General features: G+C 74.4%; 12 protein-coding genes. 7 read left to right on the top strand and 5 right to left on the bottom strand.

Going from position 1 to position 12120, the window contains the following annotated elements:
- Positions 1–12 precede the first annotated feature (12 nt).
- The gene (locus ACXNSR_RS29670) at positions 13–822 is read right to left on the bottom strand and encodes a hypothetical protein (RefSeq protein WP_458638416.1); all 810 of its coding nucleotides are present in this window, start codon (positions 820–822) and stop codon (positions 13–15) included.
- A 260-nt stretch (positions 823–1082) separates the two neighbouring features.
- Here ACXNSR_RS29670 and ACXNSR_RS29665 point away from each other — a divergent pair, with 260 nt between their 5' ends.
- The 4 genes from ACXNSR_RS29665 to ACXNSR_RS29650 all read left to right on the top strand — a co-directional run bounded on the left by ACXNSR_RS29665 (position 1083) and on the right by ACXNSR_RS29650 (position 5806).
- Positions 1083–1949 carry a polysaccharide deacetylase family protein gene (locus ACXNSR_RS29665; protein WP_458643433.1) on the top strand — a complete coding sequence of 289 codons (867 nt, stop codon included), beginning with the start codon at positions 1083–1085 and terminating at the stop codon, positions 1947–1949.
- A 220-nt stretch (positions 1950–2169) separates the two neighbouring features.
- Complete coding sequence (locus ACXNSR_RS29660) at positions 2170–3537, top strand: discoidin domain-containing protein (protein WP_458638415.1); 1368 nt, start codon at positions 2170–2172, stop codon at positions 3535–3537.
- Complete coding sequence (locus tag ACXNSR_RS29655) at positions 3537–4823, top strand: MFS transporter (RefSeq protein WP_458638414.1); 1287 nt, start codon at positions 3537–3539, stop codon at positions 4821–4823. The genes ACXNSR_RS29660 and ACXNSR_RS29655 overlap by 1 nt, the downstream gene beginning before the upstream one ends.
- On the top strand, positions 4820–5806 hold the full coding sequence (locus tag ACXNSR_RS29650) for a TolB family protein (protein WP_458638413.1): 987 nt from the start codon (positions 4820–4822) through the stop codon (positions 5804–5806). Before ACXNSR_RS29655 ends, ACXNSR_RS29650 begins: the two co-directional genes overlap by 4 nt.
- Before the next feature lie 50 nt (positions 5807–5856).
- Here the strand turns inward: ACXNSR_RS29650 and ACXNSR_RS29645 are convergent, their stop codons facing one another.
- The 4 genes from ACXNSR_RS29645 to ACXNSR_RS29630 form a co-directional block, all read right to left on the bottom strand.
- Positions 5857–6357 carry a hypothetical protein gene (locus tag ACXNSR_RS29645; RefSeq protein WP_458638412.1) on the bottom strand — a complete coding sequence of 167 codons (501 nt, stop codon included), beginning with the start codon at positions 6355–6357 and terminating at the stop codon, positions 5857–5859.
- Between the two features lie 175 nt (positions 6358–6532).
- On the bottom strand, positions 6533–7183 hold the full coding sequence (locus ACXNSR_RS29640; RefSeq protein WP_458638411.1) for an ABC transporter: 651 nt from the start codon (positions 7181–7183) through the stop codon (positions 6533–6535).
- Complete coding sequence (locus tag ACXNSR_RS29635; RefSeq protein ID WP_458643432.1) at positions 7180–7989, bottom strand: ABC transporter ATP-binding protein; 810 nt, start codon at positions 7987–7989, stop codon at positions 7180–7182. Before ACXNSR_RS29635 ends, ACXNSR_RS29640 begins: the two co-directional genes overlap by 4 nt.
- Positions 7986–8660 (bottom strand): AIM24 family protein, encoded by a 675-nt coding sequence (locus ACXNSR_RS29630; RefSeq protein ID WP_458638410.1) that lies wholly within the window; start codon positions 8658–8660, stop codon positions 7986–7988. Before ACXNSR_RS29630 ends, ACXNSR_RS29635 begins: the two co-directional genes overlap by 4 nt.
- A 71-nt stretch (positions 8661–8731) precedes the next feature.
- Here ACXNSR_RS29630 and ACXNSR_RS29625 point away from each other — a divergent pair, with 71 nt between their 5' ends.
- The 3 genes from ACXNSR_RS29625 (at position 8732) to ACXNSR_RS29615 (ending at position 12085) form a co-directional block, all read left to right on the top strand.
- The gene (locus ACXNSR_RS29625) at positions 8732–9484 is read left to right on the top strand and encodes a peptidyl-tRNA hydrolase (RefSeq protein WP_458638409.1); all 753 of its coding nucleotides are present in this window, start codon (positions 8732–8734) and stop codon (positions 9482–9484) included.
- 211 nt (positions 9485–9695) lie between these two features.
- A complete protein-coding gene (locus tag ACXNSR_RS29620; protein ID WP_458643431.1) occupies positions 9696–11018 on the top strand; it encodes a DUF692 domain-containing protein in 1323 nt (440 codons plus the stop codon).
- A complete protein-coding gene (locus tag ACXNSR_RS29615; RefSeq protein ID WP_458638408.1) occupies positions 11015–12085 on the top strand; it encodes a TIGR04222 domain-containing membrane protein in 1071 nt (356 codons plus the stop codon). The genes ACXNSR_RS29620 and ACXNSR_RS29615 overlap by 4 nt, the downstream gene beginning before the upstream one ends.
- The last annotated feature ends 35 nt before the right edge of the window (positions 12086–12120 follow it).

The raw sequence follows: 12120 nt of genomic DNA, 5'->3' as shown, positions 1-12120 counted from the left end.
CCGTGCGGCCGCTCAGGGGAAGTCCACGGGAGTGCTGTCGCCCAGGGCGGTCCGCGCGTAGGTCGCATAGCGTTCGAACAGCTCGGGCTGTGTGCTCCGCGCGATGTCGAGCACGGGCGAGTCGGACCTGCGCACGCCCGCCAGATAGGGGGAGGTCCGGCAGCGGCCGGTCTCCGATTCGGGGTCCACGATGCTGATGTAGGCGGTGGGCAGCTGCCGGGTGAAGCGCACCCTCAGCCCTCCGGGGTGCCCTTCGGACTCGAACCCCCGGGCGATCTCCAGCAGCTGGCGGGCGGAGTCGGCCGCCCGTTGCGGCAGGTGGGGGTCGCCGATGCTCCGGCCGTACTCCCCGAGCAGCACCGATTCGGGGTCCGCCATGACGTAGGTGATGTTCACGCCCTGGCTCAGGAGCCGGCGTACCGGTCCGGTGAAGTCCCGCTCGGGGCGCGAGACGAACAGGCTCGCCAGGCTGCGCAGCGAAATTCCGACTTCGATGATCTCGGAGTTCGCGCCGGCGATGAACGCCGCCTTCTCGGTCGGCGAAGGACGTCCCTGGGCATGAACGGTCAGGCCGCGGTCGCCCTCACGGACGGGCAGCCGGTCATCGAGCAGCTGGTTCATCTCCGCGAGGAACCGCTGCCGTTCGGCGTCCCGCAGGAACAGGTCGTAGTAGAAGGGGATGGCAACACCGGCGGCGGCGAAGACGGCGAGCTCGTTGAGCACGGACCAGCCGAACCCGTCACGGCCGTTGGAGACCAGGGCCAGGCTCAGTCCTCCCAGGAGAACGCAGATCGCCAGGGTGATGCGGAATCTGCTCAGCAAGGTGCGAGATTCGGGTGACGTGCTGTCCATGGTCCCCCCTGCGGTCCCCCTGTCCCTCCCCCCGTCCGTGGGACTTCATGCGCGTCCCGCTCGGCAGTGGCGCGGGGGTCGCGGGTGTCGCGGGTGTCGCGGGCAGCACCGTTGCGCGGGCGCCGGAAAACGCCCGACCGCCTGTCGCGCATTCTTCTCATCAGTTAGTCATATAGTTTGCGTACGTGACCAATTCCGTACGAAAAGTAGCTGTCGCAGCTGCCACGGCGGTGCTCGGCGCCGCCCTCGCGGGATGCGGGGGCGGCGCCGGGGCGCCGGACGCCGGACGCGAGGCCCGTATGGGCACCCCCGCCGCCTCGGCCTCGGCCGCCGCCCCCGGAGCACCCGCCTCGTCCGGAGCACCCGCCGCGTCCCCGCGGCCCGGTGCGCCCGCCAAGCCCCCGACCATGGCGCCGGGCCCGAACGGCCTGACCCCGGTCTTCGAACGGGCGAAGCAGCGGACGGACAAGACCGTGGCGCTGACCTTCGACGCCGACATGACCTCCGACCAGGGGCCGCGCGCCGCGGACGGGGAACACTTCGACAACCCCGCGCTGATCTCGACCCTGCGCACCCTCAAGGTGCCCTCGACGATCTTCATGACGGGCCGCTGGGCCGAGGAGTACCCGGACCAGGCCAAGTCGATCGGCACCGACCCGAACTTCGAGATCGCGAACCACTCGTACAGCCACCACGCCTTCAAGTCCCCCTGCTACGGGCTGCCCGCACTCGACGCCGCCGCCGGCCGCGCCGACGTGGACCGGGCCTTCGCCGCCTTCCGGCAGGCGGGCGCGGTCAACACCGTCCCGTACTTCCGCTTCCCCGGCGGCTGCTACGACGACCAGGCACTGCGGGCCCTGTCCACGGCCAAGGTCACGGCCATCCAGTGGGACGTGGTCAGCGGGGACGCCTTCGCCAAGGACCCGGCCGCGGTGGCCGAGCAGGTGCTCGCCGGTGTGAAGCCCGGCTCGGTGGTGGTCATGCACTGCACGCGCAGCGCCGCACCGGTCACCGAGGAGGCCGTCCAGCGGATCGTCCCCGAACTGCGCAAGCGCGGCTACCGCTTCGTGAAGGTCTCAGAGCTGATCGGCACGTAGCGGACAACTGCCGCCGGAACACTGGTAGGAAACTTTCCTTCCTGTTAGTGTCCCGGGCGGCGGCTTGGCGCGGTGCCCACCCCCATGGGCATGACGCGCTCAGCGAGAGCTCTGACCCGGCCGCCGTGGCGCCGTCCCCGGTCCGCCCCGCGCGGGCGGGTGCGGCGCCCCGCGCCAGTGTCCAGCTCTCGCCGCCCCCTCATGGCAGGGAGTTCCAGGTATGCGCCCGAACCGCCTGAACGCCTCCGCTCATCGCCCCCTGTTACACGGCAGACTCCGCACCCTCCTCCTCACCGCCCTCAGCGGCCTCGCCGCGCTCACCCTCGTCGGCGGCCTCCTCCTCGCCTGGCCCGGACGGGCCGGGGCAGCCGCCGACCCCCTCATATCCCGCGGGAGGCCCGCCACCGCCTCCTCCACCGAGTCCTCCTCGCTGGCCGCGAAGAACGCCTTCGACGGCGACCCGGCCACCCGCTGGGCCAGCGCCGAGGGCAAGGACCCCCAGTGGATCCGGGTGGACCTCGGCGCCGGAGCCACCGTCTCCCGGGTACGCCTCACCTGGGAGGCGGCCCACGCCACGGCGTACCGCATCGAGATCTCCGCCGACGGCGCCGCCTGGACCGCGCTCGCCGCCGAGAACGCCGGCAACGGCGGCGTCGACGACTGGACCGGCCTGTCCGGCAAGGGCCGCTACCTCCGCGTCCAGGGCACCGCGCGCGGCACCTCGTACGGCTACTCGCTCTTCGAGGCCGAGGTGTACGGCACCGCCGGGGACGGGCCGCCGCCCGGCGGCTCCTTCACTGTCGTCGCCGCCGGTGACATCGCCGCGCAGTGCACGGCGTCCGACAGCGGCTGCGCGCACCCGAAGACCGCCGCGCTCGCCCAGCGGATCGACCCGAAGTTCTACCTGACGATGGGCGACAACCAGTACGACGACGCCCGGCTGTCCGACTACCGCGCCTACTACGACAAGAGCTGGGGAGCCTTCAAGGCCAAGACCCGCCCGGTCCCCGGCAACCACGAGACGTACGACCCGGCCGGCCCGCTCGCCGGGTACAAGTCGTACTTCGGGAGCATCGCCTACCCGCAGGGCAGGAGCTACTACAGCTTCGACGAGGGAAACTGGCACTTCGTCGCCCTCGACTCCAACTCCTTCGACCAGGCCGCCCAGCTCAACTGGCTGAAGGCCGACCTCGCCGCCAACACCAGGCCGTGCATCGCCGCCTACTGGCACCACCCGCTGTACTCCTCCGGCGGGCACGGCAACGACCCCGTCTCCAAGCCCGTCTGGAAGATCCTCTACGCCGCCAAGGCCGACCTGGTCCTCAACGGGCACGACCACCACTACGAGCGGTTCGCCCCGCAGGACCCCGAGGGCCGGGCGACCGCCGACGGGATCGTGGAGATCGTCGGCGGAATGGGCGGCGCCGAGCCCTACCCCATCGAGGAGGTCCAGCCCAACAGCCAGAAGCGGATCAGCGGGCCGTACGGCGTGGTGAAGCTCGACTTCACCGACTCCGGCTACGGATGGACCTACGTGGCCACCGACGGCAAGGTCAAGGACACCAGCCCGAAGTACAGCTGCCACTGATGTACCTGGCCGCCAACGGCCGCCCGGACGCGCCGCCCCGCCCCCGAGGGGCCCGGCGGCGCGTCCCCGCAGCCGTCCTCGCGCTCGGCGCGGTCAGCCTCGTCACCGACGTCTCCTCCGAGATGGTCACGGCGGTGCTGCCGCTCTACCTCGTCCTGGGCCTCGGCCTGACACCCCTCCAGTTCGGCTTCCTGGACGGGATGTTCAACGGGGCCACCGCCCTGGTCCGGCTGCTCGGCGGGCGGCTCGCCGACCGCCGCGGCCACCACAAGCGGATCGCCGGCGCCGGCTACCTGCTCTCCGCGCTCTCCCGGCTGGGACTGCTCCTCGCCGGGGGCGCCACCGGCGGGATCGCCGCCTCGCTCGCCGCCGACCGGCTGGGCAAGGGCATCCGTACCGCCCCGCGCGACGCCCTCATCTCGCTGAGCGGGCCGCCGGAGAGCCTCGGCCGGTCCTTCGGCGTGCACCGCGCCATGGACACCACGGGCGCACTGCTCGGGCCGCTCGCCGCGTTCGCCGTGCTCGGGGCCACCGCCGATGCCTACGACGCGGTGTTCGCCGTCAGTTTCTGCACCGGCCTGCTCGGTGTGCTGCTGCTCGTCGTGTACGTCCCGGCGGCGCCCGGTCCGGCGGCTCCGCATCCGGCCCCGGCCCCGGCTCCCGCGCCGCGCCGGCCTGCCCTGCGCGACCCCGCGTTCCGCCGCGTGCTCTGCGCCGCGGCCCTGCTGGGCGCCACCACCATCGGCGACGCCTTCCTCTACCTGCTGCTCCTGCGCGGACTCGACCTGCCGCCCGCCCTGTTCACGCTGCTGCCGCTCGGGGCCGCCGCCGTCTACCTGCTGCTCGCCGTGCCCGTGGGCCGGCTCGCCGACCGGGCCGCCGACCGGACCGGACGCCGGACGGCCTTCCTGCTCGGGCACTGCGCCCTGCTCGGGGCGTACGCCCTGCTGCTCGCCCCCGTCTCCCCGCCGACCGTCGTGGGGGTGCTCGTCCTGCTGGGCGTCTTCTACGCGGCCACCGACGGGGTCCTGATGGCGCTCGCCGCCCCCGCGCTGCCCGCGGCCGGCCGGGCGGGCGGGCTCGCGGTCCTGCAGACCGGCCAGGCACTGGCCCGGCTGCTGGGCGCCGCCGGATTCGGGGCGGCGTGGACCCTCTGGGGGCAGCGGCCCGCCCTCTGGGCCGCCGCCCTCGCACTGGCCGGGGCGCTCGCGGCCGCCTCGCGCATCCTGCCCGCCGCTCCCCCGTCCGCCGCGACCACCCCGACCGCCGCCCCGGAGGCCCCGTGAACCCCCCGTCCGGCCGACTGCGCCTCGCCCTCGTCGTCACCGCGGTCCTGCTGCTGGCGGGCGGCTCGCTGGGCTACGTCCTGCACGCCCGGCACCGCGAACGGCCGTCCGCGCAGCAGGCCGACGCCTCCTTCGGCACCCTGGAGCCGGGCCTGTACTTCCGGGACGCGGCCGGCGGGCGGATCGCGCGCCAGGGCGGCCCGGGCCTGCCCCGGGTGACCGGCGGCCCGTCCTGCGACCGCTTCCACACCGCCGGGGACCACGCCCTGTGCCTGCGCGGGCTGCCCGGGGTCCCGGCCCGCACGGAGGCCCTCGTCCTCGACCGGCGCCTGCGGGAGATCCGCAGGGTGACCGTGCCCGGCATCCCGAACCGGGCCCGGGTATCACCCTCGGGCCAGGTGCTGTCCTGGACCACGTTCACGACCGGCGACTCCTACAACACCGCCGCGTTCTCCACCCGGACGGCGATCCTGGACCTGCGCAGCGGCTATCTGGTCAAGTCGATCGAGCAGATCCCGCTGACCCTCGGCGGGGCCCGCCACCACGACTCGGACGTCAACTACTGGGGCGTGACCTTCGCCGCCGACGACAACCGCTTCTACGCCACCGTCTCCACCCGGGGCGCCACCCACCTCGTCGAGGGCGACCTGCGCGCCTGGTCGGCGAAGGCGCTGCGGGAGAACGCCGAATGCCCCTCGCTGTCACCGGACGGCGCCCGCGTCGCCTTCAAGAAGAAGGTCTCCGACGACCCCCGGGCACCCTGGCGGCTGTACGTCCTCGACCTGGCGACGATGCGCGAACACCCGCTGGCCGAGCAGCACAGCGTCGACGACCAGGCCGCATGGCTGGACGGCACGACCCTGGCCTACGCCCTGCCGGGCCGGGGCGGCCGCGCGAGCGACATCTGGTCGACCCCCGCGGACGGCACGGGCGAACCCACCCTCCTCGTCCCGGGCGGCTCCTCCCCCGCCCGAGTGAGCTAGGGGTGTCCTGCTGCCTGCAGCCAGCAGGACACCCCTAGCCATGACTCATGTCAGACGACGGGGGTGTTCGGAAGGATCGAGAACCCGGTGCCGCAGGCCGCCACGAGGTTCGACGGATCGAACGGCGTGTTGCTGGTGGTGCACTGGGCCTCGTGGAGCACCCCGTCCTGGGTCAGCAGGGTGATGTAGAGGATGCCCGGGTTGCCCTCGGTCACCGAGAGCGCGCTGTCCGTGACGCACTTCGGCGCGTTGGCGAGGAGGCCGAGGTTGATCCACACGCCCGCGTTGCGGCTGTCGTTGACGAACGAGTGCCCCTGCGCGTCGGTCGCGACGCGGAAGATCACGCCCGTCGGGAAGTTCACGTAGTCCGGAGCGGCGGAGCTGACGTCGCGGGAACCGCACTTCTTGCCCTGCTCCATCACGGAGCTGCTGGGCGACGCGGTGCTCCCCGGGGTGCCGTCGGCGACCGCGGACGGGACCATCAGCGCCCCGAGCAGTACCGCTCCCGATACGACCGACATGCCACGCGCGGCCCAAGCCAGCTTCCTCATGGGTTTCCTTTCCTGGAGGGGAGGGCCTCCGTGAGGTGCACGGAGGCCCTGCTACGGGTCGGGCATCCCCGTTCCCGACGGGCCGATCACGGAAGGTTACGCACCATCACTCTTTGGAACAGCCGGAGGTGTCGAATGGCGGCGGCCGGGCACCCATCTGCCCCGCGGACCCGAGCTAGCGCCGTCGCGCCGCGGCCAGGCCGGCCGTCGTGCCTGCTGCGGCGGCCAGGAGGAGTGCGCCGGCCAGGGGCGTGAGCGGCAGGGGCACCGCTCCTGAGCGACCCGCCGTGACCAGGGCGGACACCGCGCCGCGGGCCGGGGAGGCCGCGAGGACCAGGGCGAGCAGGGAGCCGAGGGCCCCGGCCAGGACCGAGTGGCCCCGGCGGCGGAGCAGGGGCCGGCTGCACAGGGCGCCCACGGCCGTGCCGGTCAGCACGCAGGCCGCCACCGCGAGGGCCCCGGCGAGGGCGGCCGCGCCGGGGGCGGCGCCGGCCCGGTCGCCGGTCAGCAGTGCCACCGCGGCCGCCGCGGCTCCGACGAGCAGCGCTCCGGCCGAGGCGGTGAGCAGGGCCGCCGCGTGGACCCGTACGGGACCGGCCGCGGCGGCCGTGCAGTCGCGGGCCGCGTCCGGTTCGACGCTCACGCAGATCCGGACGAGCCAGGCGGAGACCGGGACCAGGCCGGCGGCGGTGAGGCCGAGGGAGTCGAGCACCGGGTCGCCGGGGCGGATGCCGACGGCCAGGAGGGCGGCGTAGGCGACGAGGGGCGCGAGCCAGCGCTGGGAGCGCAGCAGCAGGGCGCCCTGGTAACGGATCAGGGCGGTCACGGGAGTTCCTCCACGGCGCGGATGTGCCAGGGCGGCCGGGCGGTGAGCAGGTCGCGCAGGACCGCGTCGGAGCGTGCGGCTTCCACGGTGAGCTGCACTCCCCCGCCGGCGGCCGGCGAAGCGACGAGGCCCGGAGGCAGCGCCCGGTCGGGCGGGCCGACCGCGTGGATCCGTACGCGGGGCCCGGCCGCAGCGGACACCGGTACGAGGGCCCCGCCCTCGACCCGGTAGTGGGCGTCGGCCGCGCCCGCGAGCCGCCGCGGGTCGTGGTCGACGAACACCACCGTGCCCCCGGCGGCGGTGCGTTCGGCGACGGCCCGGTCCAGCTCCGCCCGGGCGGAGCCGTCCAGGCCGGTCCACGCCTCGTCGAGGACGAGCAGCCCGGGGTCGGCGAGCAGGGCCTGTGCGACGGCGACCTTCTGGCTGCTGCCCTTGGACAGTTCGGCCATCGGGGTGCGGGCGTACGCGGCGGCACCGAACCGCTCCAGCCGGCCGGCCGCCCGGCGGGCCGCCTCGGCGCGCGGCAGTCCGTGCACCCGGCCCAGCCGGGTCAGGTAGTCGGCGGCCGTGAGCGGCAGTGCCGCCGGGAAGCGTTCGGGCACGTAGCCGGTGCGGGCCGGGCGGCCGGTGACGCGCCCCTCGGTCGGGGCCTCGATCCCGGCGACGAGCCGCAGCAGGGTGGACTTGCCGCCGCCGTTGCCGCCCTCGACGCGGACGAGGGCGCCGCGCGGGAGGTCCAGCGTGATCCCGCGCAGTACCCAGGGGCGGCGCCGTCCGTAGCGACGGCCCACACCGGTCAGGTTCAGTGCGCCGCCGCCGTTTCGACGGCCTCGCTCGGGCGGACGATGACGAAGCCCTCGCCGCTCAGCTTCAGCTGGACGGCCTCGCCGGAGCCGCCTCGGATCATCGAGCCGACCGACTGGGAGCGGTGCAGGCCGGTCTCCAGCTGTGCGCTCCAGCCGACCACCGCGTCCGTGTCCACGTAGACCGGGGCCTGGGCGGTGACCGGGATGATGATCGGGTGGCCGTCGCAGACGACGGCGAGCTTGCCGGTGCCGGTGAAAAGGCTGTTGAAGAGGCCGCCGCCGGTCATGCCGGCGCCCTTCACCATCTTGATCTCGTAGGACAGGGTCGGGTCGAAGCAGAGCACGTTGCGGCCGCTGATGGTGAGTGCGTCACCCGGCTCGAGGTCGATGATGAAGCAGTTGTCCGCCCGGTGGGCGAACCAGGCCTCGCCCTGGCCCCGTACGGACATGAGCGCGAGGCCCTCGCCCGTCACGGCGCGCTTGAGCATGCCGCCTATGCCCTGTCCCTTGCGCTCGAACTGGAGGTTGCCCCGGAAGGCGATCATCGAGCCCTGACGGGCCAGCATTTCACCGTTGACGGTGTACTTCACGGACTTGGCGTTCTGCAGGGTCATGCCGGGGGCGGCGGCCGCCCGGGCCAGGTTCTCGGACGCGAAAAGATCACTCTTCATGGCCTCGATCCTCACCCGGTCCGGCCACCCGGGGCATCATCCTGAAGGCGGAGGCTGGCATCCTTGGCAGGATGAGCAGCCAGCACACCAACGACATCTCCGACGTCCCCGCGGTCGGGGCGGACAGCCCCTTCCGGCAGGAGCACGTACTGCGCGACGAGGCCCCGCAGTTCGTGCTGCCGCTGGTGGTGCGGATCGAGAAGGCCGAGCCGCCCGCCCGGACGGACGCCCTGGAGACGGCGGCCCGTGCCGTGCTGGTCCTGCTCACCGACGAGCGGGCGCGGGGCGAGGGCGAGTGGGCCGAGGCCGTCCGCGACTGGCAGGACGCCCGGATCCGCAAGGTGGTCCGGCGGGCGCGCGGGGCGGAGTGGCGCAAGGCGGAGACCCTGCCGGGCGTCACGGTGCACGGGGACGGCGCGCAGGTACGGGTCTTCCCGCCGGTGCCCCTCGACGGCTGGCCGAAGGAACTGGCCAAGCTCCAGGTGTCGGGCACCGATCTGGACGACCCGGAGCCGGTCGCCGCGACCGTGGAGCCGGGGCTGCCGGTGCTGTGGCTCAACCCCGGCCTCGCCATGTCGGCCGGCAAGGCCATGGCCCAGGCCGGGCACGCGGCGCAGCTGGCGTGGTGGGAGCTGACGGAGGCGGAACGGACCGCCTGGCAGGATTCCGGATTCCGGCTGGCGGTACGGACGGCACCGCGCGAGCGGTGGGCCGAGCTGGGCGGGAGCGGGCTGCCGCTGGTGCGGGACGCGGGGTTCACCGAGATCGCGCCGGGCAGCGCGACGGTGGTCGCCGACCACCCGGCGCTGCGGGCCCGGCTCTGACGGTTCGGCCCGACGGTGCGGCCCCGCCGGAGCGGCCCCGATGGAGCGGCCCCGACGGACCGGCCCTGACGGAGCGGCCCTGGCGCGCTTCCCGGTCGGCGGGAACCTCAAATGTTCCTCTGAACGTCCCCTCCTGCGATTGGCGCGACTGCGTCGGGGCCATGACATCGGCACACGGTGCGAAGAGAGGGGGCGAGGGGACATGGAACCCATGGCACACCTGGGGGTGGGCATCGGCTGGCGGCCGGAGATCGCGGACGCCGTCGAGCGGCTTTCCGGCCTGGACTGGGTCGAGGTGGTGGCCGAGAACGTATGCCCGGGCCACCTGCCCGAGTCCCTGCTGCGGCTGCGCGAGCGGGGCACGCGCGTCGTTCCGCACGGGGTCTCGCTCGGCCTCGGCGGCGCGGACCGCCCCGATCCGGCGAAGCTGGCGGCGCTCGGCGAACGGGCGGTGGCGCTGGGGGCGCCGCTCGTCACCGAGCACATCGCCTTCGTACGGACCTCCTCCCCGGTGCTGGAGGCCGGTCACCTGCTGCCGGTGCCGCGCACGCGCGACGCGCTGGACGTGCTGTGCGAGAACGTGCGGATCGCGCAGGACGCCCTGCCGGTCCCGCTGGCGCTGGAGAACATCGCCGCGCTGTTCTCGTGGCCGGGCGAGGAGCTGACGGAAGGGCAGTTCCTCACGGAGCTCGTCGAACGGACCGGTGTCCGGCTGCTCATCGACGTGGCCAACCTGCACACCAACCGGGTCAACCGGGGCGAGGACCCGGCCGCCGTGCTGGACGCGATCCCGCTGGAGGCGCTGGCGTACGTGCACGTGGCGGGCGGCGTGGAGCGGGGCGGCGTCTGGCACGACACCCACGCGCACCCGGTGCCGCCGGTCGTGCTCGACCTGCTGGCCGAGCTGCGCTCCCGGGTGGCACCGGCGGGCGTGCTGCTGGAGCGGGACGACGACTTCCCGCCGGAGGCCGAGCTCGCGGGCGAGCTGGCCGCGATCCGCGCCGTGGTGACGGCCGGACCGGCCGCGCCCCGGGAGACGGCCACCGCCGGGTCCGGCCCGGCGGGCACCGGGCAGGAGGCCGGCCCCGGCACCGAACACGGCACCGACCAGGGCCCGGTCGAGGAGTCTGCCCGGACCCGGGTGGCGCTCGGCCAGGCCGCGCTGCTGTCGGCGCTGGTGGCCGGGACCCCCGTCCCCGAGGGCTTCGACCGCCGGCGCATCCGGGTACAGGCCCGGGCGCTGGCCGCCAAGCGGGCCGACGTGGTGGCGAAGCTGGCTCCCGAGCTGCCCGTGATCCTGGGCGGCCCGGACCCGTACCGCGAGGCCTTCCTCTCCTACGCCAAGGGCCGCCCCATGACCTCCGGATACCGCCGGGACGCGCTGGACTTCGCCGAGGACCTGCTGATCCGGGACCTGCCGGCCGATCCGGCCGCCCGGCGCCGGCTCACCGCCTGGTGGCGGGACCGGGCCGGGGCCAAACCGCCCCGCCGGATCGTGCGCTGGGCCCGGACGCTGGCGGGGAGAGCGGCATGAACCTCCTCGCATCGGCGATCTGGATCGCCGTCCTCCTCTCCTCCGTCCTGCTGATGGGCGGGCTCCGCAGGGCCCGGTCCTCGTCCGCGGGCCCCGCTCCCGTCCTGCACGACCTGTCCGAGGCCGCCTTCGTGGTGGGCGGCCCCGGCACCGTCGTGGACGCCGCGCTCGTCTCGATGCTCGGCGACGGCCGACTGGTGGCGGGCGGTCCGGGCATCGTCCAGGTACGCCCCGGGGCGCGGGCCACCGACCCCGCCGAGCGGGCCGTCCTCCAGGCCCACCAGGGGGCGCCCTCGGGATGGCTCTACCAGGTGCGCTACGCCGCCATGTGCGACCCGGCCGTCCAGGAGATCGGGGACGGGCTCGCCGACCGCGGGCTGATCACCCCGCCCGGATCCGGGCTGCGCCGCCTGCGCCGCTGGGGGCTGGTCCAGGCCGTCGTGTGCGCGCTGCTGCTGTTCCCGGTGTCGCTGGTGGTGACCGTCGTGTCGCTCGCCCTCGATCCCCGCTCCGGGGTGCCGTTCGTCGCCAAGGTGGCGCTCGTCCTGGTGGGCGGCATCGTCGTGGGCCTGGTCTGCGCGTCCCGGGCCAAGAGCCGGGTCACCGGGGCCGGGGCGCGGGCGCTGCGCGCGATCCGCTCCGCCTACCTGAACGACCGGACCCCGCACGTGCAGACCGCGCTGTTCGGGCTGCGCGGTCTGCGGGACCCGCACCTGCGCCGGCAGTTGGTGCCCGCCGTGCGCGGTACCCGGCTGGCCGCGGCCCAGTCGCGTACGCGCCCCCACGGCACGGACGGCTCCTCGCACACGTCGGGGGCCGAGGTGCTCCCGATCGTCTGGTGCGCCGGGAGCGACGGGGGCGGTGGCGGAGCTTCGGGCTGCGGCGGCGGTTCGGGCTGCGGGTCCTCGAACGGCGGCTGCGGGTCCTCGGGCGGGGGCTCCAGCTGCTCCGGCGGCGGCTCCGGCTGTTCCACCAGCAGCTCCAGCTGTGGCAGCAGCAGCTCCAGCTGCGGCAGTTCGTCCAGCTGCGGCAGCTCGTCCAGCTCCAGTTGCGGCAGCAGCTCCTGACCGCCGGGCGTACGGCAACCGGGGGCGGAATCCGC

The sequence above is a fragment of the Streptomyces sp. NC-S4 genome, from assembly GCF_054353315.1.
Note: the sequence above shows the minus strand (reverse complement) of the source record. Positions and strands in the feature narration are given on the sequence as shown.